Source organism: Streptomyces sp. NPDC051662, from assembly GCF_040681655.1.
Taxonomy (GTDB): Bacteria; Actinomycetota; Actinomycetes; order Streptomycetales; family Streptomycetaceae; genus Streptomyces.
This window is the reverse complement of sequence record NZ_JBFAZD010000010.1, coordinates 129,325-154,272: the sequence shown is the minus strand read 5'-3', so window position 1 is coordinate 154,272 and position 24,948 is coordinate 129,325. Positions and strand designations below refer to the sequence as shown.

Here is a 24,948-nt window from a genome sequence, read left to right as displayed (position 1 = left end):
CCCCACCCCTGACAGAACAACCGTCCTGACCGGAGATCCGATGACTCCCTTACTGAGCCCCCGACACCCATGGCGGCTGCAATTCAGCGAGATTCCGCTGCCTGCGACGCTGCCGCGCGAGAGCGATGTCGTCCACGTCAGCATGGGACTTGGCATGGCTGCGCTCGACGCGATGATCGATTTCGAGAACCGGGTCGGGCCGCTGCTGTGCTGCATCACCCACCGCCGACTGCTCGTTCCGGTCGACTCCGGTACCGCCTCGTTGTGGAGGGCCTCGCACTCGGTGTGCGACACCGGGCTGGCACTGCGGTGTTCACGGCAGGGCACTCCGTCGATGTGCCACGACCGTTTCTGGGTCATGCCGCCCGAACCTCGGGCCTATCCGACCACCGATGCGATGGCCTTCCACCACCGTCTCAGCCTGGCGCGAGCCCAGATGCGTGACAGCTCTCGACTGGGCCACAGGCCCCACGCGATCGGCGGTTCGGACCTTCCGAGCGCTTTCACCGTGCAGCACGACCCGTTTCTCGCGCCGCCCGAGCATCCGCAGAGGGTCTCGGCCGCCAAAAGCTTCGTGGGGATTTGATGTCTTCTCTCATACAGGATGCCGCCTTGTACGTCGCCCCGGTCGGCGTGGCGTCCACCATCGCGGTGTCCGTCGCCGCTGTCCGGTTGCGGCGCGCACTGGGTGCGCGTGAACGCGACCTCCGGCAGGCGGATCAGTGGCTCAGCACCGTGGAGGGGCAGGTGGCGGTCAGGGACGCCGAGGCCCTCCACTTGGCTGAGGCCCGGCTTCCCGCACTCGTCCAAGCCGTCCTGAACGGGAGCAGCGACGGACATGCCGAGGGAGAACTGCGGCATTCGTCGCTGGTCGGGACTCCCACCGATCACGCTCACCGGGCGGTGCTGCAGCAGGTGCGAGACCTCGCTGAGGGAGCGGGGGACCGCGCGGAGGACGCCGCTCGTTCCGCGGTCCTGGCTGTCACTCGCTCCGTCCAGGCCCTGGTCTACGAGCAGCAGGGCGCCATCACGCACCTGCTGGCCACGGAGCACGACGAGAAGGTCCTCGAACTGGTTCAGCCCATCGACCACACGGGCAGCCAGCTGGCGCGGCGTCTGCAGATCCTCGGGGTTCTGACCGGGATGTGGCCCGGACGCCAGCGCGACGGAGCCGCGTTGCTCGATGTGGTCCGCGGCGGGGTGTCCAGGATCCGCGACTACCAGCGGGTCCAGGTACCCAAGGAGTCCGCCCACTACGTCGCCGGCCGGTACGTCGAGCCGGTAGTTCTGGCGGTCGCCGAGCTGCTGGACAACGCTGCCCGGCACAGCGCGCCCAGCACCCCGGTAGAGGTCAGCATCCTGGAAACGCATCACGGCATCAGCATCCAGATCCACGACGCCGGTGCGGGCATGCCGCCCGAGGTGCGGGAAGAGGCTGAGCTGCGTTTGTCGGGACGGCGCGAGGCCCGCCTGACCGAGCTGGGCGCCCTGCCCAGCTTCGGCCACTTCGGAGTCGGCACGCTGGCCAAGCGGTACGGGTTCCGGGCCTCCGTCGACGAGGAGCACTCCGTCCACGGCGGAGTGCGTGCGGTCCTCTACCTGCCGCGCGCACTGCTGACCGCGCCCCCGGAAACCCTGCAGCAGGAGTCATCCGCGCCCCACCACCAGCCCCCCGGTCCTGGGACGGCAGCGGTGTCCGCAGCGCACCAGCAGCCGCAGTACACGATCGCTCCCGACGGCCTTCCCGTCCGGGAGCGTGCCCCCGGACGCCGGGCCGCCCCTGCAGGTCAGCAGGCCGCGCCGGCATCGCCCGAGGCCGGACAGGCGCTCGCCGCGTTCGTCCAGGGCGTCGCGTCCGCACGCACCCCCACCACCGATGAGGAGTCGACATCATGACGCTGAACCACAAAGTCCGCCCCGATCTGGGCTGGCTCCTTGACGAGCTGGTCGCCGCCCCGGAAGCACGGCACGCCATCCTGCTCTCGGCGGACGGCCTGATGACGGCCACCTCCCAGAACGTCGACCGGGACCTCGCCGACCGGATGGCGGCGATGGCGTCGGGCATGCAGTCCCTGAGCCGCAGCGGCGCACAGTTCGTCGAGCCTGGCGGCTCGCCGTGGGAGCAGACCATGGCGCTCTACCAGCACGGATACCTCTTCACGATCGCCGCCGCCGCCGGTTCCTTCCTCATCGCCTCCGCCGGCCGCGACGTGGACGTTGCCGCCTTCTCCCACCAGATGGCGCTGACGGTAAAGCGTCTGGGCCCGGAACTCGCAGTCGCCCCCCGGCACTCGCAGGCCGGAACCGCATGAGTCCGGCACGGCGAGGTGGTGACCCGCTGGTGCGAACCTACGTCGTCACCTCCGGCAGGTCGCACGCCAGCCGAAATCACTTCGACGTCATCACCCTGATCACGTTGTCGGACGCCGCCAGCCACCTCAGCCGTGCCCAGCTCAACCCCGAACAGCACGCCGTTCTCGGAAGGTTGGCCAGCAGCGCGCAGTCGGTCGCCGAGCTCGGCGCGGCCCTGCGACTGCCGGTGAGCGTGCTGCGCATCCTGCTGGCCGACCTCATGACCTCCGGACACATCGCCACCCGGCAACGCATCACCGATTCCGCCGATCCCACTCGCAAGCTGCTGGAGGACGTCCTTGCCGGCCTACACAAACTCTGAACCCGCGCCGAAGCTGCGGGGGGACGAGCGCACCGCGAAGATACTGGTGGCCGGGCACTTTGGCGCGGGCAAAACCACTCTGGTGCACGGCCTCTCCCAGATCGAGCCGGTCAGCACCGAAGAGATCATGACCACCGCGGGCGCCGACGTGGACAGCACCGACCTGCCGCTCAAGACCACGACCACCGTCGCGATGGACTTCGGCCGTCTGCACCTCAGCGACGACCTGGTGCTCTACCTGTTCGGAGCTCCCGGGCAGCCCCGCTTCTTCGAGGTCCTGGAGGGCCTCGCGGTGGGGGCGCTCGGCGCACTCGTGCTCGTCGATACCCGGCGGCTGGGCGACACCTACCCCTTCCTCCAGGTCGTTGAAGACCTTCAACTCCCTTACACCGTGGCGGTCAACGCCTTCGACGGCGCACCTGTCATCCCCGATCAGCGGCTTCGCGAGGTCATGGCCCTCGAAGACAGCACCCCCCTGGTGACGTGCGACGCCCGGGACCGATCCAGCTCGCGCCAAGCCCTGATTGCCCTGATCGAGCATCTGCTGACCACCCACACGCCGGAAGCCGCCCGATGACCCAGCCCCAGCCCACCCCCGCATGCCCCGTCTCCCACGCAGAGCAGCCCGTTGTGCGCAGCGGCCCCCTGCCGATCTACGGCGGCTCCTTCACCGCCGACCCGCACGCCACCTACCGCCAGTTGCGTGCCCAGGGGCCCATCGTGCCGGTCGAGATCTCCCCCGATGTCTACGGCTACCTGGCCGTCTCCTACCGGGCGGCGGTCTACCTCCTGCGCAACACGCCCACCCGGTTCGCGAAGGACCCCGCCCACTGGGAGGCCCTTCGCCGCGGCCAGGTCCCGGCCGACAGCCCCGCCCGGGCCATGATGCAGCCTCGGGACAACGCGCTCTGGAAGGACGGCCCCCAGCACACCCGCCTGCGGCGCGCGATCACCACCAGCCTCGCCCGCGTCAACACGCACGCCCTGGCCGCCACCGTCGCCCAGATCGCCCATCAGCTCATCAGCGCCTTCTCCGAGGCCGGGACCGCCGACCTGGTCGCCCAGTACTCCGAACCGCTTCCGATGCGGACCGTGATCGACATGTTCGGCTGCTCGCAGGAGCTCGGCGGTCGCATCGTCGGCGCCCTCACACGTCTCTTCGACGCGGGAGCGGACGCCGCCCAGGCCAACGCAGAGGTGGAGGCCGCCTGCCTGGAGCTGACCAGCCTCAAGCGGCGCCACCCGGGCCGGGACGTCACGACGCACCTGATCGCCGCCGGCCTCACCGACGCGGAAATGATCCAGACGATCCTCCTCGTCATCGGCGCGGCCGCGCCCCCCACCAGCAACCACATCGGCAACGCCCTGCGCCGCATCCTCACCGACCCGCGGCTCGCCGGCACCGTTCACGACGGTGTCCGGCCCGTCGCCGACGCCCTCGACGAAGTGCTGTGGGACAACCCGCCTGTCCCGAATTACTCCCCGCTCTACGCCATCGGCCACCAGACCTTCGACGGCGTCTTCCTCGAGAGCGGCTACCCGATCCTGGTCTCCTTCGCCGCGGCCAACGGAGACCCCGACCTCGTGGTCGCGACCCCCGGTGGGCGCACCGGCAACCGCGGACACCTGGCCTTCTCGGCCGGAGTGCACGCCTGCCCCGCCCCCGACCTCGCCCGGATCATCGCGGAGACCGCCATCGAGTGCCTCCTCGACCGGATCCCCACCATCGAACTCGCCGTGGCCGAGCACGACCTCCGAAACCGCCCCGGCACGTTCCTGGCCGGCCTGACCGCGCTGCCGGTCCGCTTCTAACCCGCGATCTCCCTCCAACGGAAAGTGACCTCCATGACCAGTCAGCCCACCGGGTGCCCCTACCGCCTCGACCCGTCCGGCTCGAACATCCAGCAGGAGGCCGCCGAGCTGCGCGCCCTCGGCCCCGCGGCCCGTGTGCTCCTGCCGGGCGAGATCCCGGCCTGGTCCGTCACCGATCCGGGCCTCATCCGCCGTCTGCTCGCCAGCCCCGACGTCTCCAAGGACGCCTCCCGGCACTGGCCGGCCTACATCAACGACGAGATACCCAAGGACTGGCCCTGGCGGATCTGGGTCGACGTGCGAAACGCCCTGTCCGCGTACGGGGACGAGCACAGCCGCCTGCGTCGCCCCCTGGCCGGGGCGTTCACCGCACGCCGCGTCCGCGCGCTCGCACCGCAGATCGAGCAGATCACCAACACCCTGCTCGACGACGTCGAAGCCGCCGGCGCCACGAAGGTCGTCGACATCCGTGCACACCTCGCCTGGCGGCTCCCCCTGCTGGTCGTCAACGCGCTGCTCGGCGTCCCGGAGACCATGCACGACGACTTCCGCGACGCCGTCGGCTCCCTTTTCTCCACGGACCTCACTCCGCAGGAGGCGCAGGCCACGCAGGAGAAGGTCTACGCCCTCATCCAGGCTCTGATCCAGCACAAGCGGGACAACCCCGGCGACGATGTCACCTCCTCCCTCGTCCAAGCCCATACGGCAGGGCAGGTCGACGAGAAGGAGCTGGCCGACAGCTTCGTCCTGCTGATCGGCGCCGGCCACGAGACCACCGTCAACCTCCTGGACTGGGCCATCACCAACCTCCTGGCCCACCCCGAACAGCTCGCGATGGCCACCTCCGGGCAGGTGCCCTGGGAGCAGGTCGTGGACGAAGCGCTGCGCCACCAGGCGCCGATCGCCAGCATCCTCATGCGCTTTCCCACCCGCGACATCACCGACCACGAGACCGGTCTCGTCTTCGCGGCGGGCGACGCTCTCATCATCAACTACGCGGCGGCGGGCCGTGCCCCGCAGCACCACGGCGAGAGGGCCGACGCGTTCGACATCACCCGGACCACCGCCCGCGAGCACCTCGCCTTCGGGCACGGGGCCCACTACTGCCTGGGTGCCGAGCTCGCACGGCTCGAAGGCCGCATCGCTCTGGCCGCGCTCTTCGCCCGCTTCCCCTCGATCCAGCTGGCCGTTGAACCCGACCAGCTCCGCCCCCTGCCCAGCCTCGTCTCCAACGGCCACACCCACCTTCCCGTACGCCTCACCGCGTAGCCCGCCCACCACACCCCAGGGCGATATCCGCGCGAGCGTGTACAGCGGCGTTGGCCTCACCCGGAGGCACCCGAGGCCCTCATCCAGCCGGATGAGGCCACGCCGCATCTGCCCAGAGCCCCTCGCCGATCGGCGACCCAGATTCCAGTCGGCACTCCCAGGAGACCCAGTGCAGCCCCTCCCTCACCCCGTCTCGGCCCGCAACACCCCCGGGCGGGCGGAGACCCGGCTCTTCATCGCTCCCTATGTGGATGAGGCCGTATGCGACACCGAGGTGGTCTTCGACGCCGACGGCCGTGTCCGCTTCGCCGACGAGCTACCCACTGACCGCTGCGTCGACGGTTACCTGTGGCAGCGGTGGCAGGGAACACAGACCGGAGGCCAGCGCTGGGCCGAGCACCTCCCCGTCCGGCAGCGGGACGTCATGAGGCATCCGCCCAGATGTGGCGGGTGCACCGGTGAGGCGGACGTGGACGCCCGCGGGATGTTCTGGCTGCTCAACGCCGACGCCCGCACCGCGCAGTTGACGTTCCCTTGCGACATCGTCACCGCCACCCCTCCGATGTGTCTGGACGATGCGCGCAAGGCCCAACGCTTTTGCCCCGAACTGCAGGAGGGGTTCATCGCCCTTCGAGTGCGCGAAGCCGAGCTGATCGGCGTGCAGGGCACCGTGTACTCGCCGACGGGGCCGCCACAGGCCGACCAGCTCGTTCAGTTCGACGACAGCCGGATGGACCGGGTGGTCGCCCGGCAGATGGTCATCAAGCTCTACGGAGCGCAACGCGACACGACCACCCTCGCGGTAGCCAGGCCCGGTGACGAGCACCGATGTCCGCACGCCCGGGGAGCAGGCCGAGGAGACAGCAGCAGGATTCTCTGGGGCGACGCCCGGTCCGTGACGTCGACTCCGGCCCAGTGACGGAGATCCTGCGGCTCGCCGGTCCCACGAAGGTGATCGCCCTCGACACCGCGGTCACCGCCGCCCAACTGCCGCTCGGCCATCACGTATTGGCCGCGGCAGCGACCGTGCCGGCTTGAACGCACTTGGCTGCACGCGAGCTCGTACAGAACTCAGCACGACCACGACACCCCGACTTCGGCACGTTCCGGCCCGGCTTTGCCGGCGGGCGTGCACCCGCACCGAACGGAATTTCTTCTATGTTGGCCACCCGGCGTATCGAGGATTTCGCACTCGTCAGCGACATGCAGACCGCCGCCTTGATCGGCAGGGACGGCACGGTCGAATGGGCGTGCTTGCCCCGCTTCGACTCGCCCGCGATCTTCGCCAGCCTGCTGGGCGATCAGGACAACGGCTTCTGGCGCATCGGGCCGGCCGGTGGCGCCGATCCTGTCTCGACCGACCGCCGCTACCGCGAGGACACCCTCGTTCTCGAAACGAGGTGGGTGACAAGGTTCGGCATCGTGAAGGTCATCGACTTCATGCCGCCCCGGGAGCACGGCGCGCCGCAGCTCGTGCGCGTCGTCGAGGGAGTGAGCGGCCGCGTACCCATGGCCTCCCGGTTGCGGATGCGCATGGACTACGGCTCCGTCGTCCCCTGGGTGGAGACCTGGGGCGATCGCACGCAGGCCGTCGCCGGGCCGAACAGCCTGTGGCTGGACACCACCGCCCCCACGTACGGCGAGGACCTGACAACCTGCTCCGATTTCACCGTCACCGAGGGCGAGCGCCTCACCTTCACCCTCACCTGGCACCCCTCTCACCTGAGCCCGCCTCCGGTGCCGGACGCCGAAGCGGCGCTGAAGGTGACCGAGGAGTTCTGGACGGACTGGGTGAGCCACTGCACCTACGACGGCCCGTACCGGGAGGCCGTGGTCCGCTCGCTGATCACGCTGAAGGCACTCACCTACGCGCCGACCGGCGGCATTGTCGCCGCGCCCACCACTTCCCTGCCTGAAGACCTGGGCGGCATCCGCAACTGGGACTACCGGTTCTGCTGGCTGCGCGACGCCGCTCTCAGCTTCTCGTCGCTGCTGCGCACCGGTTACTGGGCCGAGGCCCGCGACTGGGCGGGATGGCTCGTGCGCGCGGTGGCCGGCGATCCGGAGAAGCTCCAGATCATGTACGGGCTCGGCGGTGAACGCCAGCTCCCGGAGAGCGAACTGCCCTGGCTGAACGGATACGAGGACTCGCGCCCGGTACGCATCGGCAACGACGCCGCGGGCCAGCTCCAGCTCGACGTGTACGGCGAGGTCGCCGAAACCCTCCATCGCGCCCGACAGGCAGGGCTGCCCGCAGGGCCCGCCGACCACCTTCAGGTGAAGTTGATCCACTTCCTGGAGGAGCACTGGATGGAGCCGGACGACGGGCTCTGGGAGAGCCGCGGGCCGCGCCGCCACTACGTGCACTCCAAGGTCATGGCCTGGGTGGCCGTCGACCGCACCGTCCAACTGCTGGAGACCGGGGCCGTCGACGGCCCGATCGAGCGGTGGAAAGCCCTGCGCGAGAGGATCCACCAAGAGGTCTGCGAGCGTGGCTTCGACCCGGAGCGCAACACGTTCACGCAGTCGTACGGCTCGAAGGAGCTCGACGCCGCGACCTTGCTCATCCCGCAGATGGGTTTCCTTCCCCCGGAGGATCCCCGGGTCATCGGCACGGTCGAAGCGGTCCAGCGCGACCTGACGACCTCCGACGGCTTCGTCATGCGCTACCTCACCGAAGGCGACGAGGTAGGGATCGACGGCCTGAGCGGCGACGAGGGAGCTTTCCTCGTCTGCAATTTCTGGCTCGCCGACGGCCTTGCCATGATCGGGCGCCACGACGAAGCCCGTGACCTCTTCGAACGGCTCCTGGGGCTGCGCAACGACCTGGGACTACTCGCCGAGGAATGGGACTCCAAGCGTGAGCGGCAGGTCGGCAACTTTCCGCAGGCGTTCGTCCACGGCGGAGTCGTGGACACGGCACTCAGGCTCGCAGAGAAGTTCTCCACGGTGGAGGCGACGGCGTGAGGATGCTGCCTCTGCTGAGCGCCGATCGCTGGTTGCGTGTGTCGATCGTGCTGGCGCACCTCCTGCTCGCTGGCCGCGTGCCGCTTCCGGGCTTCGGCGATATGGGGCCATTCGCTTCGTTCAACAGCGTCGAACCCCGCAGCGGCTTCCGGTCGGCAGGGGAGCGGCTGCGGGAGTGCAGTGCAGCCCTCGTCCGCTCCCGCCGCCAACCAGCAACGGCACACGTTGCAATGAACGCACCGTGAAGCGGCGCTCCAGGGCCAGCAGGGGGAGAAGCAGTTCGGCCCCTCCGCCCCCGTCACCTCACGGCAAGGTCCGGATCATCGGATTGCCTCTCAGGCACTCGACACGGCAGAGGTACCGCGCCGGTCCGCGCCAGCGATCTCAACGGGGCGTGCCGCGCCCGCTCCGTACCGCAATTCGTCCGCTCCGCAACTGAAATGGATGGCATGAGCACCAACCCGAACCTCACCCCGCGAGAGGCTGAGGTAGTCACCCTGCTCGCCGAAGGGATGACGCCCAAACGCGTGGCCGAGGAACTCCAGGTCATCTCGGTGAGCCGCCACATCAGCATCGCCAAGCACAAGGCCGGCGTCACCACACGGCGCGGTCTGATCTACGTGTGCCTGGCCCGCGAGTGGATCCCCCGCCCGGCACCGCACGAAAGCCCGGTAGAGATCGACGAGGAAACCGCGTGTCTCTGGGCCGGGCTGAGGCTCGACGTACGGGAGAGCCGGCTCGTCCCGACGCTCGCCAACCTCGTCCGCATTGCGGAGCAACGCGTGAAGGAAGTCCTGCGCACGCTGGAAGACCGGCACAGCGTCACCCGCTGCGGGCTCATCAGGATCGGGTACGCCCAGGGTCTGCTGTCCGGCCTCGAAGGGCACCGGCTCCCCCGGCGCACCGCGCGCGACGCCTCCCCGGACTGGGGCGCTTCAGCACCGGGGACGGATCGGGAGCCGATGCGGGGAGCGGAGGTCACACCGCGGCCGGGCCCGGCGCGAACCGGCCCGTGGAGATTGACCGGTCGACAGGGCGACGCCATGGACGCGCTGGTCACAAGCCGGAGCCTGGAGGAGGGCGCCGAGCAGTTTGGCGTCTCGCCGGAGAGCTTTCGCCGGCACCTCAAGAAGATCGCGCAGGTTGCGAGCGTCACCACCGTCCGTGCGCTCATGCACCGGGCCCTTCAGGACGGTCAGCTTGCCGTTCCTGCCCATATTCCAGCTCCCGTGACCACCGACCTCACACCAGAAGCGCGAACCGTGTGGAGACATCTCGTACTCGATGTCGAAGACCACGAACTGGAAGCGGAGATCGCCCGAGCGACGGGCCTGTCGCGCGGGCAGGTCTGTGCAGCGCTGGAGCAGTTGCCGAGATTCAAGGAAGAGCCCGGCTGGCAGCTGATCATTCAAGGGTGGGCGTGCGGCGTCATCACCGCGCGCGACGAGGTCGTCCTCCCCAACCGTGCTCCTCGACTCAACGAGTTCAGCGCGCGCCCAGCGCGCAGCCGGCAGCCGGCGGTATCACCACAGCGCACAGTCGTATCCCGGACGGATCTCCTGCGCCTGCTCCCCGGCGGAGTGAACTTGCCCGTCTTCGAGTTCTCCGGCTGCGAGGGAGCACCGCCCGAGACCGAGATCGTCACCGGGCAGGACTACGACCTCGTGCGGGTTACTCCCGATGCCTGCGGCCAGCTGCTGGCCGGTACTCCCACCGAACGGTGGGGGCCGGTCATCGTGAGTACTGAGGCCAACACCGCCCTGTTCGTCACCGCGCCGGGCGTTCTGACGCCGGGGTGGCGCGCCCGATACGGGCGGCTGTGGCGGGCGGGGGCACGGGTTGAGCTGCCACCGGAACACCATCCGGGCCCCGGCGGCATGCACTGGGTCGTCTCCTGCCGGGCTCCGCTGTGGTCTGCGGCCCACCTGGAGCAGCTCCTCAACCACCTGCCCGTCCCGGCTGTTTCTCCCCGAGCGCCGAGGGGTGACCGGTGGTGACGACCGAGCCGACACCCCGGGTGGTCGGCGCGATCCTGCGCGATGCCCGCGAACGGCGGATGATGCTCCCCGAGCAGCCGGCCGAACTCCTCGGCGTCGCCCCGGAGACGGTTCTCGCCCTGGAGAGCGGCCGTCACTGCGTCAGCACCGCAGAGCTCACGGCACTCACGGGCCTGTACCGGTGCGGGCAGGACACGTGGGCGCTGCGGCGGCTGCTGGCCCTGGGCACCGCCGGCGGGGACTCGGCCCGCGACAGCGAACCGGGCTACGCCCGCCGCCTGGCCGCGTGCGCAGGCTCCGCGCTCAGCGTCCGGTGGCTGTCGACCGTGCTGCTACCGGCCGCCTTACAGACCCGCGACTACGCCCGCGCCGTCGCCGAGCGCTCCACGGTTCGACACGGCGCCCCTGTGCCCGGTACTGCTGCCCCCCTCTATGTCCTGGACGTGCGGGTCATCCGGCGCGGCAGCGCCACTGCCCGGCTCATGGCCGAGCAGGTGGAGCACCTGCTGGACTTGGTGGACAGCGGCACCCGGATCCGCGTCGTCGGCGAGGAGCACCCGATAGCGCAGCCGCCTGGGCATCTGGTGGAGCTGGACCTGCCCGCCGGGCGCGTCCTGGCCCGGCCGGGCGAGAGCGGCGTCGACTACCACCGCAGCGACAGCCTGGCTGCCCGTATCGATGCCGCGCTCGCCGTCACCGACCGGACCTCCACATACGAAGCCCTGGAACAGGCGGCCGCCTCCCACCGCGCCCTCGCCGAGACCGGCACCGCGCAGTCCTCCTGGCAGACCAGCATCGAAGGAAGAAAAGCCGATGTCCGCTGACCTGCGCCCGCGCGCGCACCACGAGCTCCCGACGGGAAGCCACGGAGAGCCACCGCAGCCGTCCGGGGCTCCTCACAACCTTCCGGACGCCGAAGCGACGGCATCCTCTTCAGCGCCGATGAAGACGCCCCTCTGGCTGAGCGCTCTGGTCGGATTCCTGGCCATTGCAGTGATCATCCTCGCCGCGTCCTTTCCTCCCCATTACTGAGATCGGAGTCCCGTGACCTCCTTCGCCACCCCCGCCACCGGGCCCCGGCCCGCCGCCCCCGTGCCCGCCGGCCCCGGCACGTCCCTGCCACGACGCCCACCGCCGGCGGATCCACAGGTGGTCGCCGCGGTACGGGAGCGGCTCACCACCGGGTACTACGTACCCGGTGCCCGACTCACCATGACCGAGCTGCACAGCGCCACCGGCTACAGCGCCGACACCCTTCGCCCGGCCCTGGACCAACTGGCCACCACGAATCTCGTCACCGGCCGATGGCGCGTCCCCGATCACCGGCCGGACAACCACGCCCCGGTCCGTACGCGGGACCTGCTCGCCGCGATGATCGACCATGGCGCCTACCCGGCCAACACCTCACTGCCCGCCCGCGGAGAACTCGCCACCCTTTTGCTGGCCACCCCCGTCACCTTGTCCCGGGCGCTGTGCCTGCTCGGCGACGAAGGGGTCCTGCACCTTTCGGGCCACGCGCGCCCTCGCGTCCTGCCTTCCTCGTCCGCCGGCTCTTCCCGGGCCGCGTGGCCGCCCGATCTCGCCGCCGTACAGCGCGCCTTGCCCCGGCGCCGGCGTCCCGGCGCGTCGTACGACCGGGAAACCCTCCGTGGTATCCGGGCCGCGGCAAGGGAGCGTTGGAAAAGCGGTGTCTGCCTGTCCCCGGACGCGATGGCCCAGCAGGAGGAACGGCAGGCGGAGGTGCTGTGCCGGCTCGTCCTGACCGCCTACGACCGGGCTGCCGGCCAGCCTCCGGGGATGCACCCACGGCTGCGCTCCGCCGCTGCCCGGACCATGGCCTGCAACACGCTGCCCCGCAACGTCCCGCTCCATGAGCGGCAGTTCCGGTTCACCGTCCTGGCGTCCGCGCTGGCCGACCTGGCCGACTCGCTCGCCACGGGAACCGCCCGACACCGGCCCCGGGGAACAGCGTGAGCGCCACCAGCCGTGCCGTAGCAGCACGGCACCAGCTATCGGACGAGCCGAGGGCGCCCATCGACGAGGCGAGTGGGTCCAGGCCCGTTACCGTCTTCACCACCGCGCGGGTGGACCGAGCCTGCCATGACGCTCTGAAGTCCCACTACGAACGCCATCCCGAGACCACAGTCGTGCTGGTCGCCGATCGGGTTACCCCGCACGACATCAGTGCCATCGCACCGTACGGCCTGTCAGCGGTCGTGTGCTCCACCGAGTTACGCGGCGACCCGGACCTCCTCGAAGGCGTGAAGGCCCTCGCCGCTGCGGGTGCATACCGACTGCCGCACAGTCTGGGCATCCACATTCGGAACGCCACGACCGCATCGGGCCCCACGCGCCCCCGGCACGCGCTCGGCCAGCCCGGCGTCCTTCTCAGGCCCCAGGAGGTCGACGTCATGGTGCTCACGGCACAGGGCCTGAAACGCAGGCGAATCGCCCAGAAGCTCGGCCGAGAAGAAGAGCACGTCAAATACATGCTGAAGAGGGCCCTTAACCGGCTGGGCGTAGCGACCCGTGCCGAGGCAGTCGCCTACGCCGCTCGTGAGGGCTTCCTCTGGGCCCCGGCGGGCGACGGGGAGGCACAGTGAATACGCCAGCCCACCGCTCCAAGCGCGGCACGACGCCCGTCCCCGTGGTGGTGGAGAACCAGGACCTGCCCGCCCTCTCGGACCACTGCCCGACTACGCGCTCCGCACCCGCGACTTCGATCCCGGACCTTGCCGGCACAAAGCTGCGCCCAGTCGGCCCTTCACTCCGCTCACTCCGCGCTCAGCGAGGCTTCCAGGCGTACTGGCTGGGCGAGGCCACGGCCCTGGCCGGTTCGTCGGTCTCCGCCGTCGCCCTTCCCGTGATCGCGGCGATGGAACTCGATGCCACTCCGGGCCAGGTCTCCACCCTCGCTGCCGCCGTGATGGCACCCGGGTTCCTCCTCGCCCTGCCCGCCGGGGTAGCGGGCGACCGCTGCTCCAAGAAGCGGCTGATGGTGGGCACCGACCTGACGTCGGCCGCGGTGGTCGCGGTGGTCCCCGCCTGCTGGGCCGCCGGAGCGCTCTCCATGCCGGTCCTGTACTGCGTGGCCCTCCTGCTGGGGGCGCTCACCGTGCTGCACCAGGCCGCGGCGATCGCCATCGTGCCGGAGTTGGTGGAACCGCACCTCTTGCCCGACGCCAACGCCCAGGTGATGGGTGCCTTCGCCGTCGCGGGATCCGCCGGCACCTACGGCGGGACCGCCGCCGTCAGCCTGCTCGGCGCCGTCCGCTGCCTGCTCCTGGACTCGGCGTCCTACCTGATCAGCGCCTGGTGTGCCTCGCGCATCCCCACCGTCCGCACAGTCCGGCATCCGGCCGGGCCGCGCCCCGGGGTGATCACGGCGATCCGTGAGGGCATCGCGCACGTCCTGCGCGATCCGCTCCAGCGGCCTCTGGTCTTGACGATGGCCTACCACGCGTTCGCCGAGGGGATCGTCACGACCTACTTCGCCTACTACCTGCTGACCGAACTCCACTTCGGCAGTGCCGGTCTCGGACTGGTGCTGGGCGCCGTCGGGGTCGGCAGCCTCGGGGGCGCCCTGGTCGCCCGTCGGCTGGCGGACCGGATAGGACCCGGTGTGGTCCTGCTCGTCGGCTTCGCCGCGTACCCGATGTGCGGGATGCCGCTCCTTCTTGCCCGTCCGGGCCCCGGGTGGCTGATCGCTCTGGCGTCCGCCAGCGTCGTTCAGGCGGTGGCGGTCACGGCGGCCGCATCCACACAGAGGTCGCTCCGCCAGCGGCTGTGCCCGCCCCGCCTTCAGTCCCGCGTCCAGCAGACCTCCGTATGGCTGGTCGCCGGGGCCCGCCTCCTGGCAGCTCTGACGGCAGGCGCCATCGCCGACGCAGCGGGTGTGTGGGCCGCGCTGCTGACCGGCATGGTGCTGCTCCTCGGCCCGGTGGCCCTGCTGTGGGTCTCCCCGGTCCGACATCTGAAGGTCATGCCCGTCCCCGCCACGGCGCTGCCCGCCCCCGCCGGGCGACCGCTGAAGGAAGGCGAGCGACATGTCCACTGACCGCGGTCGGCGCGAAGCCGTCTCCTCCCTCCCGCGACGAGGGCCAGGCCCTCGCCGAAGCCCGTCTCCTCCCTGCGTTCCCGCCCAGAAGGGATGCCCCGTGAATGCCTTGCTCCCACCGTTTCGCTCTGTCCGATCGCCGCGCTTCACCGATCTGAACGGCGGCCCGCGGACGCCCGACCGCCCGACCGGCCATGCCGATCTCGCCGGCGGCCCCCCGGGCCCGCGGGCAGACGCCCGCGCCGGGCGACTCCTCCCGATGTCCCGCCAACTCCTGGCGGCCGCCCACCTCCGGCTGCTCGCCGTCCCGGATTACACCGTGCTCGTCCGCCTCCAGGGCCCTGGGCAGTACGGCGTGCAGCACCCGCCCGCCGCCTTCCGGGACGACGGGACCATCCGAGTCCCCGACGGACCGCCCGCCCTGCGCCCGCACCCGCTGGCAGGAGAGCCGGCATGAGCCAACTCCTGGAATTCGCCGCCGGCGTCGATGAGTCGCTCCTGCTCACTCGCCGCTCCGCACCGGCGCCGCCGGTGGCCGCGGCCGACGAGAGTCGGCCCGTTTCGGCGGTGGAGCGCTCACGCTGCCTGAGCGCCCTGCGCCTGCGCATCCTGCGCTCGCTCACCACGGGCATCTCCGGCCCGCCGCGAGTCGCCCTGTACGTCCTGGTCAGGGACAACAGCAGCGCCACTGACCGGCGCGCGATAGCGCTCGCCCACGCCGGGCGGGCGGGCTTCGAAGTCGCCGAGACCTACGTCGATGACGAGTGGCAGAGCGACCCGGGGGCCGGCTTCGCCCTGGGCCGTGCCTACGCGGCGCTTCGCCGCGGTGACATCCACGGTCTGGTCGCCGCCTCGAAGGTCGACATCTCCTCCTGCGACTCCGTGTACGAACAGGAACTTCACCGTCTGCAGGCCGCAAGCGGCTTCCTCGACCTCGCCCTCGACGAAACCCGAATCTGAACAGGACATCTCATGACGAAAACCACGAACTCCTTCGCGTCTGACGCCGCTCCCGCCGTAAGTGGGAAGGCGCCGTCGGTGAAGCCCCACCAGCGCCTCACCGGCGAGCGCGCGGAACGCTTCGGCGCCTACGTCGTCTCGCTGTACTCCGAACCCGAGCCCATGGCGATCCGGGCCATCTGCGAGAAGACCGGACGGTCCTACGGCAGCATCCACCGCATCCTCAAGGACGCCAAGGTCACCATGCGCAGCCGCGGCGGCAAGAAGGCGTCCGGCACGGAGGAGCACCGTGACGACGTCGAATGAGATCAGCGGGCATGCCTGGCTGTCCGGTCTCGTCGTCCAGGCCCGCGACGTCCACGGCGGCCTCCACCATCACGCGGCTCCGCAGCAGCTGCCCACACCGCACCAACTCCCGCGCCTCGCACCGCACTTCGTGAATCGCACGGAGGAGATCAACACCCTGGACGAGGCACGCCGCGCCGGCAGCGGTCTGGTGGTGATCAGCGGACTCGTCGGGGTCGGCAAGACCACCCTCGCCGCGCGGTGGCTCTCCACCATCACCGACGCAGCACGGCCGGAGCTGTACGCCGAGCTGAGCGGACTGGCTGGCCCGGCCCGGCCCGAAGACGTGCTGCAGCCGTGGCTTCGCGCCTTCGGGATCGACCGGCCGCCGGCGGGGCTGCGGGAGCTGAGCGCCTTGTGGCGCTCGGTCACGGCCGCCCGCCCGGTCTCGGTCCTGCTCGACACCGTGAGCGACGCCGATCAGGTGCCGCCGCTCCTGCCCGCCGGAGCCTCCAGCATGACCGTCGTCACCAGCCGCCGGGCGTTGTGGGAGCTGGCGGTGGACGGCGCGGCGGCCCTCTCGCTCGGCCCTCTCGACCCGCGTTCCTCGATCAAGCTGCTGGCGCGTTTCACCGGCGAGGAGCGGATCGCGGCCGAGCCCGAGGCCACCGCCGTCCTCGCGAACCGGTGCGCGCACCTGCCCCTTCCGCTCGTCCTGGCCGGTGCCCGACTGAAGTCCCGGCCCCATCGCAGTCTCGCCGCGGCCGCCGACGCCCTTGTCCACCCTCGTCGTGAGGACCCCGCACGCATGGCAATCTCCGCTGGACTGACCGAGACCTACGCCTCCCTGGGGGCGGCCGCGCAGTACGTGTACCGGTCGCTGGCCCTCCTGCCGGTCGACGCCGTCGATCCGGACATGGTGAGCACCGTCTGCCGTCTGGCGAGGGACGACGCCGAGCGGCTGCTGGAAATCCTCGCTGATGAGCAGCTGCTGACCCTGGGCACGTCCTATGTGGGCCCAGGACCGTGCTACCGGATGGCCTCGGCCGTACACGAGCACGCCCTCGCTCTCGCCGAGCGGCACGACGAGCCGGGAGAGCGGCAGAGGCTGGTCGGGCGGCTGTGTGAATGGATGCTCGCGACCGCCGCCCAGGCACAGCTTCGGCTCACCCCTGCTCAGGCCACCCTTCAACAGCAGGACGCACCACCCCCTCCGGACCGTGTTCCCTTCTCCGACGACGCCGGCGCCATGGCCTGGCTGGAGTCCCACGAGAAGAACGTGCTCGGAGTGCTGCGCATGGCACAGACCCAGGGATGGGACGACATCGTGTGGAGGCTGGTCGACGCCTACTGGCCCTTCTTTCTGCGTCGGCACCCCTACGCCCTGTGGATCGAGACCCACGAGATCGCTCTCGACTCGGCCCGCCGCACAGGAAATCAGGCCGCGGTGCGCCAGATGCTCAACTCCGGTGCCATCGGCCTGAGCTCGGCGGGCCGACTGGACCAGGCCATCACCTGGTACACCTCCGCGCTGGAGGCCGCCCGGGTCGGATCAGACCGCCGGGACGAAGGACAGGCTCTGCTGGGGCTGGGCGCCTGCCACTACGAGGCGGCCCGGCCGCGGCAGGCGGACCCGTACCTGCACGAGGCCATCGCGCTCTGGGACGGGTGCGGGTACCCGCGCGGGGCCGCCCTGGCGACGATCGTGCTCGGCGAGATCGCCCTAACAGACGGCGATCCCGAACGCGCGCAGGGGCTGTTCGCGAACGCCCGCTGCACGCTGCTCGCCGCAGAGGACTCCTACGATGCCGCTCGGGCGCTGGCGCTGTACGGGCGCGCCCGCGCGCTCGCCGGCGATCCTGCCACGGGCATCGGCGAAATGAAGGCTGCCGCCGGGGTGTTCGAGGCCGCCGGCAGTACCCGGTGGCTCGCCCGTGTCCTGGAGATGCTGGGTACCACGCATCAGGAGAGCGGGGACAGCGAAGCCGCCCGGCCGTACTACCAGCGGGCCGCGGAACTGATGGCACCGATCCGCCCGGCCGACGCCGAGCGGATCGCCCGACTGGAGCAGGCCCTGTGACCGGCACCGGCCCGACCGAGCGGCCGGCCGCCGGGGGATACCGGACCGTCGAGAACACCATGTCGGGTGGCACCGTGCACGGGCCGACCATCCAGGCCGGCACGATCGACACCCTCACCATCCACCAAGCACCCTTCGTCCCGCCCATCCCGCGCCAACTCCGCCCCGTCCCGCCGTCCTTCACCGACCGCACCGAAGATCTCGACGCGATGATGGCCCGCCTGGGAAGCCTGCCGCCGTACGCCGTCCGCGTTGTGGTGATCAGCGGAACCGGCGGAATCGGGAAGAGCACGCTCGGCTCCAAGGTCCTCCACGTACTCGCCGACCGGTTCCCCGGCGGCCAGCTGTACGCCGACCTTCGCGGGGACTCGGCCGACGGCCCCGCCCGCACTGGCGACGTGCTCGGGCAGTTCCTGCGGGCCCTGCGTCCGGGCGCCCACCCCACCTCGGCCGAGGAGCTCGGCGCCTGGTGGCGGTCGGCGACCGCCGAGCATCCCAACCGTCCACTGGCCGTACTTCTGGACAGCGCGGCGAGCGCCGAGCAGGTCCGGGCACTGCTACCAGGCGGCGGCGGACACCTCGTCGTCGTTACCTCCCGCGAACCGCTGGCGGATCTGGCCGGCGAGGGCGCCGTGCTGCACCGTCTCGGCCCGCTCCACCCGGCCGCCGCCCGGCAGTACCTCACCCTCTGTCTCGGACCCCAGCGGATCGCCCGCGAGCCACAGGCCGCCGACCACATCGCCCAACTGTCCGCGGGAATGCCGCTGGCCATGGCCCTCGCCGTACAGGAACTCGCCGCACACCCCGACCGATCACTGTTCGACGCGACCGCCGCACTCTCCGGAAACCACGCCCAGCTCCGGGCCGGGCGGACGACGCTCACCCACCAGGAGGCCGCCATCACCGCCGCCCTTGACCACGCCTACTGGGCGCTCCGGCGCGACAACGCCGCCGTCTACCGACGCATGGGAGCCCTGTTCGCTCTCGACTTCGACGCGGCGCTGACCGCGGCCGTATGCGACCTGACCCAACCGGCCGCCGTCGCGGCCCTACGGGTGCTCCACGACGCGCACCTCATCGAGGCCGTCAACGACGGCGAAGACCCGCTGCGCGGACGCGTCTACCGGTTCCACGACGCCGCCCGCGCCCATGCCCGCCAGAGGACCGGCGCGGAGGCGGCCGCGGGAGAGGAGGACGAGACCCGGCGCCGAGGGCTGGACTTCTACCTCGCGGCGGCCACCGCCGCAGAACGGCTGCTCACCCCGGCCCACCGGCACCTGGAACGCGACTACTCCTACCCGCCCGCTGAGCCGGTCACCTTCGCCGACGACCACGCGACTGCGCTCGCCTGGCTGGAGGCCCAGCGGCACAACCTGATCGCCGCGATCCGTACTGCGGCCGCCGCGGGCATCGACACGATGGTGTGGCAGCTCGCCCACGCGATCTGGCCGCTGCTGCGCTCCTCGCACGACTACGACCTGTGGGACGAAAGCCACGAACTCGGACTCGCTGCCGCGGTGCGCTGCGGCAATCGCTCCGCTGAGCGGGAGATGCTCGGAACGTGGGCGGTCGGCCTGCGCAGCGCCGCCCGCCACGACGACGCCGAACGGGCCTTCAGCCGGGTGCTGGAGATGGCCCGAGAGGACGGAGACGAGCGCAGTGAGGCCCAGGCTCTCCACGAACTCGGCTCTGTCCACCTCGCCGCCGGGCGGATGGAGAAGGCACAGGGCTTCCTGCTCCAGGCACGTGAGCGGCGGGTGGAACTCGGCGCCGCAGCACGAGACGAGCGTGAGCAACTCGCCTACTGTCGCGGCGTCGCACTGACCGACATCTGCCTGGGCCAGGTCCTCATCGGGCTCGGCCGGTCCGGCGAGGCCATCGACACCCTCACCTCGGCCCGTGACACCCTGCTCCAAATCCCCGACCCCCTTGACGCCGGCCGCGCGCTGGCCTGGCGCAGCCGGGCCCACGCCGAGAACGGGGACCTCGCCAAGGGCGAAGCCGAGGGCCGGGAAGCCGCTGCCGAGTTCGCCACGCTCGGCACGCCGCGCTGGAGCGCGCACAGCCTGGAGCTGCTGGGCCAGACCCTCCAAGCTGGCGGCCACCGCGATCAGGCCCGCGCCCTCTACCAGCAGGCCATCCGCATCTACGCGCCCATCAGCCGCCGAGACGAACAGCGCGTCCGCCTTCACCTGGCCGCCCTGGACCAACGATGAACCAACATATGGCTGACGTCCGTTGCACCAACACGCGCGCAGCTGGAAGCCGGCGGCACACGTACACGCTCGCGCGGACCCTCATCATCGGCCACAACTGTCTCGCTGGAAACCGGCGCGAGCGGCCCGGGTCAGGGGAGCGCGCTCGGTGACCTCCTCCCACCCGGCTGGCACGCCCGGAATTGGTGCGTTGCGCAACGAGTTGGCCGGCACGGTGTACGGGGCGAGCATCCAAGCTGGCTCCATCCAGTCACTCCACGTTCATGAGGCCCTCGGGGCTCCACCAGCTCCGCGCGAACTTCCCGCCTCACCTCACGTGTGGGTGGACCGCGATGACGACATCAACTCGCTGATGCAGATGTGCCGTAGCGAGGGTGAAGGTGTTCGTTGCGTAGCCATTTGCGGGCCCGGCGGCATGGGCAAGAGCGCCCTGGCCGTTCGGCTTGTGCGGCTTCTTGGCAGCGCCGTCGGCCAAGCTCAGCTCTACGTCGACTTGCGCGGCCACCCCGGCCAGACGCCCCTGCGGCCGACGGACATCCTGAGTCGTTTCCTGCGGTCCTTCGGGTACGGCACGACGCTCCCCTCCGACGTGGACGAGCTGTCCGCCTGGTGGCGGTCGGCGACTGCGGAGCGGAACGTCACGGTACTCGCGGACAACGCCGGCAGTGCCGCTCAGGTCCGCCCGCTTCTGCCCGGAGGACCCGGCAGCCTGGTCGTGGTGACCAGCAGGTTGCCCCTGGAGGACCTGATCGTCGACGGCGCCGCCCTTCACCGTCTGCCCCCGCTGCCGGAGCACGCCGCAGTCGAGCTGCTGACGCGCTGCGCGGGTCCGCCGACCGGCGACAGAGACGTCGCAGCAGCCGCCCGGATCGCCCACGCGTGCGCTCGTAACCCCCTGGCCGTCCGGACCGTCGCTGCCCGGTCCGTGTTGCACCCCGGCATGACGCTGACCCAACTCGCGCGGACGCTCGATCCGCCCTCATTCCACCAGCACGAAGACGACAGCCAAGGAGCGGTCATGGACAACCTTCTGCAGACCTACCGGGCCCTGAGTCCCGACGCGGCGAGGGCCTTCCGCCTGCTCGGCTGTCTCCCCTCACGTACCTTCGACGCGGACGTGGTGGCCGCCGTCAGTGCGGTCGACCGCACTGAAGCGACTCGGCTCCTCGAATTGCTCGTAGCAGTGGAGCTGGCTCAGGACCAGCGCTCCGACGACCTGCGTGAGTCCGGTGCTGAGGTGGAGTGCGCCTTCCACGACGTGGTGGCCGACCTCGCCAAAGACCAGGCCGACAGGGAGACTCCCGCCGTACAGGAGGAAGCGCGGCGTCGCTGGGTGGAGTGGTACCTGGTGGCCACCACCCAGGCGGAAGCACGACTGACCCCGAGCCACAGGTCCCTCCGCCGTAGCCCCATCCACATCCTCGACGGGCGGCCGCTGTTCGACGGTGCGCCTGGTCCTGACGTCCTGGCGTGGCTGGAGCGCCGCCGAGATGACCTGTTGTCGGCCGTGCGCGCATCATTTGCAGCAGGCTGGTACGACCTGACCTGGCAGCTCACCGATGCGATGTGGCCACTGTTCCTACGGGGCCGTCACACGGAGGACTGGATCAGCGTCCACCAGAACTACGGTCTGCCCGCTGCAGAGCGGGACGGTGATTCTCACGTCGTACGGAGGATGCTCACCACTCTCGGCGGTGGTCTGCGCAGCGCCGGCCGGTTCGATGAGGCCCTCGCCCGGTACGAGCAGGCGCTCGTCAGCGCCCGTCAGGACGTACACAGCAGGGACGAGGCCCAAGCCCTTGACGGCCTCGGAGGCTGCCTCCAGCAGGCCGACCGTTCAGACGAGGCTGTCCCCCGGCTACTCGATGCTCTGAGAATCCGAGAGGAGATCGGGTACGAGCGCGGGGTAGGGCTGACCCGGATTCGGCTGGCTGAAGTCTTCGCTGACCAGGGGGAACTACACCAGGCCCTGGATCACCTCACCCGGGCGTGCACCACCCTCCGCGGGATCGGCGACACATACGAGGCCGCCCGCGCTCTGGCCTTACTCGGCCGTACCCATATCCGCGACGGCCATGTCACCACGGGCGAAGCCCATCTGCGGCAGGCCGGGCAGGAATTCGCCGAAGCCGGATCGCGTCATTGGCGTGCACGCACCCTCGAATGGCTCGGCGAATCCGCCCGGGACAACAGCCGGCCCGAGGAGGCCCGGGACCTGCTCACCACGTCCCTCGAGCTGTACGGGACCGCTCACAGCCCGCGGGACATGGCCCGACTCGACGAGACGCTCCGTGACCTCAACGCCACCAGCCCCGAGTGCTGACTTGCACGAGGTCCGCGTGTACGCAGGCAGCCATGGTCACCGACGACACCGGCGTCGGCCCGCAGCTGTACTGCCTCGGTCACCGGCACTTCTCGTACCGGTAGAACGACTGCGTACCCAGGACCAATGCCTGCTCACTGAACTCGGAATTGCTCGGACAGTGCTCGTGGTAACACGGAATTGCCCACGAAACCGCAGAATCTACGGCTTGATCGAGTCTCTGTGTCATGCGTCCTGGAGATCGTGGAGTTCCGCGAACAGCCCAGGCGATCGGCGGAGTTCATCGTAGGTGCCGCTCTGGACGATGCGTCCGTTGTTCATGACGATCACGCGGTCGGCGACGCGGGCGTTGGCCAGGCGGTGGGTGATGAACAGCGCTGTGCGACCTACTGCGAGGGCACGGAGCCGGGTGAACACCTGGTGCTCGGCGCGGGCGTCAAGGGCCGCGGTGGGTTCGTCCAGAATCATGACGGGGGCGTCGCGGTGGAAGGCCCGCGCGATGGCGATCCTCTGCCACTGTCCTCCGGAGAGGTCGTGGCCGCCCCACCACGAGCGGGCGAGGGATGTGTCCAGGCCGTGGGGCAGGCCGGCGAGGACGGTGTCCGCGCCGGCCTGCCGTGCGGCCTCCCGTACTGCGTCGTCGCCGCCTGGCCGCGGTTGGCCGAGGGTGATGTTCTCCCGGACCGCCAGCGGCCAGCGCGTGTAGTCCTGCGGGACCAGTGCCGTCGCGCTCCATAGGGAACTTGGCGTGAATTCTGCGAGGTTGTGGCCGTCCCAGGTGACCGTGCCGTTCGTGGGCAGGTACAGGCCGGTGAGGAGCTTTGCGAGGGTGGTCTTGCCGGAGCCGTTCTCGCCGACGAGGGCGACGATCTCGCCGCGTTTGATGTCGAGGTCGGCGTCGGTGACCGCGCTGCTTTCCTTTCCTGGGTAGGTGAAGGTAAGGCTGCGGGCACTGATGATGCCGGGACCGGCGGCCGGGGCGGTCTTCTGTCCGCGGCGCAGGGCCCAGGCGCCGGCCCTGTCGAGGAACGTGACCCAGTCGGCGACGTAGAGGCTGGTCGCGAAGAGCCGGGCGGCGGCGCGGACGCTGCCGGTGAGCGCGGCGTTGGCGGTGCGGACGACGAGGACGGTGGTGGCCGCGGCGGCGATGGCCATGTGTCCGCCGAGGACGAGGTAGGCGATGCCGGCCCAGACGGCGGCGAGGGCGACGGTCGCCATGAGGTCGCCCGTTCCCTGGGCGAGTGCGGCGCGGCGGGCGGCGGTGAGCTGTTCGGATTCCAGGCGCCGGGAGATGATGCGGTACTGGTCGGTGAGGAAGTCGGCCATGGTGGCGGAGCGGAGCTCGGCGGCCGTGCCGCGGTCGGTCGTGTACTGGGCGAGGACTCTGCGGAGCCGGTTGTCGGCCATGTTGCGGTGCGCGGCGTCGTGGTCAAGGCGTGCGGCACGGACGGCGCCCCACACTCGGGGGAACACGGCGAGGAGCAGCAGGGGCAGCAGCAGGGCGTTGAGGGTGGCGACGACCGCGATAGCGGCAAGGAGTTGGGCGCACGCTGAGACGAGGGTCTGCGCGCCGTTGATCAGGTCGGGGGTCTTCTCGGCGCCTTGTGTGGCGGCGAAACGGGCGTCGTCGAAGGCGGGGTCCTCGTAGGCGCCGAGTTCGGCGCCTGTCGAAGCCGTGATGACCGCGAGGTCGGCGTCCCGGTTGACCTGCGGGGCGAGGCGGGCGGCGGTCAGGCGGGCGCCTGCGTCAGCGAGGTAGGCCGCGCACGCCGCGACGGATACGAGGAGGAGCGCGGGCAGGACCTGGTCGAGCCGGTGTGCGGCGGCCCCGGGGGTGAGGAGGGCATCGAGGAGGGCCGCGGTGGCGTGCAGGGCGAGCGCCGTCAGGATGGCGTAGGCCAGCGTGCAGGCGGTGAGGGTGAGGACGGCGCGGCGGTCGGCGCGCCAGCTGAGCACCCAGGCGTGCCGGAGTGTCGCGGGCAGGCGGGCGGCGATGGCGCGGGTGCTGACCGCCGTCTTCTCGGCGACGTGGGTGTCCTCCTGGAGCCGCATCACGGGCGGCGCCCCGGGGGGCGGTGCGGGAGCGGCGGCGGGCGGGGCCGGCGTCGTGCTGGGCGCTGCGGGAGTCGAGAGGGTCACTCGTCCCATTGGTGGGCAACGGTGTGCTCGCCCTCAACTCGTTAAGGGGATCACCCGTGGATTTCCCGTGTTCACACCCTCGGACCGTCAATGTGGTGATAGTGCGATTCACTCGTTTGAGTGAAGTCGGGGCGGGGTCGCAGAGACTCTGTTCCGGGCCCCGCCCCGG

At 70.6% G+C, this 24,948-nt stretch carries 22 protein-coding genes; 21 read left to right on the top strand and 1 reads right to left on the bottom strand.

The annotated features are described in order from the left end of the window. Window positions 1-40: 40 nt before the first annotated feature. The 21 genes from AB0M67_RS18745 to AB0M67_RS18645 all read left to right on the top strand — a co-directional run bounded on the left by AB0M67_RS18745 (window position 41) and on the right by AB0M67_RS18645 (window position 22,640). Window positions 41-586: a hypothetical protein gene (locus AB0M67_RS18745; protein ID WP_365746698.1), complete on the top strand. Its 546-nt coding sequence runs from the start codon at window positions 41-43 to the stop codon at window positions 584-586. Continuing rightward, window positions 586-1,896 (top strand): sensor histidine kinase, encoded by a 1,311-nt coding sequence (locus AB0M67_RS18740; protein ID WP_365746696.1) that lies wholly within the window; start codon window positions 586-588, stop codon window positions 1,894-1,896. The genes AB0M67_RS18745 and AB0M67_RS18740 overlap by 1 nt, the downstream gene beginning before the upstream one ends. Beyond that, window positions 1,893-2,312, top strand: a complete 420-nt coding sequence (locus tag AB0M67_RS18735; protein ID WP_365746693.1) for a roadblock/LC7 domain-containing protein — start codon at window positions 1,893-1,895, stop codon at window positions 2,310-2,312. The genes AB0M67_RS18740 and AB0M67_RS18735 overlap by 4 nt, the downstream gene beginning before the upstream one ends. 29 nt (window positions 2,313-2,341) lie before the next feature. Beyond that, window positions 2,342-2,674, top strand: coding sequence for a DUF742 domain-containing protein (locus AB0M67_RS18730; RefSeq protein ID WP_365746691.1), 333 nt, complete (start codon window positions 2,342-2,344; stop codon window positions 2,672-2,674). After that, a complete protein-coding gene (locus AB0M67_RS18725; RefSeq protein ID WP_365746690.1) occupies window positions 2,652-3,251 on the top strand; it encodes an ATP/GTP-binding protein in 600 nt (199 codons plus the stop codon). The genes AB0M67_RS18730 and AB0M67_RS18725 overlap by 23 nt, the downstream gene beginning before the upstream one ends. Beyond that, the gene (locus AB0M67_RS18720) at window positions 3,248-4,486 is read left to right on the top strand and encodes a cytochrome P450 (RefSeq protein ID WP_365746688.1); all 1,239 of its coding nucleotides are present in this window, start codon (window positions 3,248-3,250) and stop codon (window positions 4,484-4,486) included. The genes AB0M67_RS18725 and AB0M67_RS18720 overlap by 4 nt, the downstream gene beginning before the upstream one ends. Window positions 4,487-4,519: 33 nt before the next feature. Further along, a complete protein-coding gene (locus tag AB0M67_RS18715; protein WP_365746686.1) occupies window positions 4,520-5,755 on the top strand; it encodes a cytochrome P450 in 1,236 nt (411 codons plus the stop codon). A gap of 169 nt (window positions 5,756-5,924) precedes the next feature. After that, window positions 5,925-6,674, top strand: coding sequence for a hypothetical protein (locus AB0M67_RS18710; protein ID WP_365746684.1), 750 nt, complete (start codon window positions 5,925-5,927; stop codon window positions 6,672-6,674). Beyond that, window positions 6,671-6,793: a hypothetical protein gene (locus AB0M67_RS18705; protein ID WP_365746682.1), complete on the top strand. Its 123-nt coding sequence runs from the start codon at window positions 6,671-6,673 to the stop codon at window positions 6,791-6,793. Before AB0M67_RS18710 ends, AB0M67_RS18705 begins: the two co-directional genes overlap by 4 nt. 120 nt (window positions 6,794-6,913) lie before the next feature. Next, on the top strand, window positions 6,914-8,722 hold the full coding sequence (locus tag AB0M67_RS18700) for a glycoside hydrolase family 15 protein (protein ID WP_365746681.1): 1,809 nt from the start codon (window positions 6,914-6,916) through the stop codon (window positions 8,720-8,722). Between the two features lie 449 nt (window positions 8,723-9,171). Continuing rightward, window positions 9,172-10,719, top strand: coding sequence for a LuxR C-terminal-related transcriptional regulator (locus AB0M67_RS18695; RefSeq protein ID WP_365746680.1), 1,548 nt, complete (start codon window positions 9,172-9,174; stop codon window positions 10,717-10,719). After that, window positions 10,716-11,543, top strand: coding sequence for a Scr1 family TA system antitoxin-like transcriptional regulator (locus tag AB0M67_RS18690; protein WP_365746678.1), 828 nt, complete (start codon window positions 10,716-10,718; stop codon window positions 11,541-11,543). Before AB0M67_RS18695 ends, AB0M67_RS18690 begins: the two co-directional genes overlap by 4 nt. Before the next feature lie 220 nt (window positions 11,544-11,763). Continuing rightward, window positions 11,764-12,693, top strand: a complete 930-nt coding sequence (locus AB0M67_RS18685) for a GntR family transcriptional regulator (RefSeq protein WP_365746676.1) — start codon at window positions 11,764-11,766, stop codon at window positions 12,691-12,693. Next, on the top strand, window positions 12,690-13,322 hold the full coding sequence (locus AB0M67_RS18680) for a LuxR C-terminal-related transcriptional regulator (protein WP_365746674.1): 633 nt from the start codon (window positions 12,690-12,692) through the stop codon (window positions 13,320-13,322). The genes AB0M67_RS18685 and AB0M67_RS18680 overlap by 4 nt, the downstream gene beginning before the upstream one ends. Further along, window positions 13,319-14,776: an MFS transporter gene (locus AB0M67_RS18675; RefSeq protein ID WP_365746672.1), complete on the top strand. Its 1,458-nt coding sequence runs from the start codon at window positions 13,319-13,321 to the stop codon at window positions 14,774-14,776. The genes AB0M67_RS18680 and AB0M67_RS18675 overlap by 4 nt, the downstream gene beginning before the upstream one ends. Window positions 14,777-15,035: 259 nt before the next feature. Further along, window positions 15,036-15,233, top strand: a complete 198-nt coding sequence (locus AB0M67_RS18670) for a hypothetical protein (protein ID WP_365746670.1) — start codon at window positions 15,036-15,038, stop codon at window positions 15,231-15,233. Then, window positions 15,230-15,736 carry a hypothetical protein gene (locus AB0M67_RS18665; protein WP_365746668.1) on the top strand — a complete coding sequence of 169 codons (507 nt, stop codon included), beginning with the start codon at window positions 15,230-15,232 and terminating at the stop codon, window positions 15,734-15,736. Before AB0M67_RS18670 ends, AB0M67_RS18665 begins: the two co-directional genes overlap by 4 nt. A 12-nt stretch (window positions 15,737-15,748) precedes the next feature. After that, window positions 15,749-16,042 carry a helix-turn-helix domain-containing protein gene (locus tag AB0M67_RS18660; protein ID WP_365746666.1) on the top strand — a complete coding sequence of 98 codons (294 nt, stop codon included), beginning with the start codon at window positions 15,749-15,751 and terminating at the stop codon, window positions 16,040-16,042. Further along, on the top strand, window positions 16,026-18,101 hold the full coding sequence (locus AB0M67_RS18655; RefSeq protein ID WP_365746664.1) for a tetratricopeptide repeat protein: 2,076 nt from the start codon (window positions 16,026-16,028) through the stop codon (window positions 18,099-18,101). The genes AB0M67_RS18660 and AB0M67_RS18655 overlap by 17 nt, the downstream gene beginning before the upstream one ends. Then, window positions 18,098-20,317, top strand: a complete 2,220-nt coding sequence (locus AB0M67_RS18650) for a tetratricopeptide repeat protein (RefSeq protein ID WP_365746661.1) — start codon at window positions 18,098-18,100, stop codon at window positions 20,315-20,317. The genes AB0M67_RS18655 and AB0M67_RS18650 overlap by 4 nt, the downstream gene beginning before the upstream one ends. 415 nt (window positions 20,318-20,732) lie before the next feature. Further along, window positions 20,733-22,640: a tetratricopeptide repeat protein gene (locus tag AB0M67_RS18645; RefSeq protein ID WP_365746659.1), complete on the top strand. Its 1,908-nt coding sequence runs from the start codon at window positions 20,733-20,735 to the stop codon at window positions 22,638-22,640. 225 nt (window positions 22,641-22,865) lie between these two features. Here the strand turns inward: AB0M67_RS18645 and AB0M67_RS18640 are convergent, their stop codons facing one another. After that, window positions 22,866-24,788: an ABC transporter ATP-binding protein gene (locus AB0M67_RS18640; protein ID WP_365746657.1), complete on the bottom strand. Its 1,923-nt coding sequence runs from the start codon at window positions 24,786-24,788 to the stop codon at window positions 22,866-22,868. Window positions 24,789-24,948: the final 160 nt, after the last annotated feature.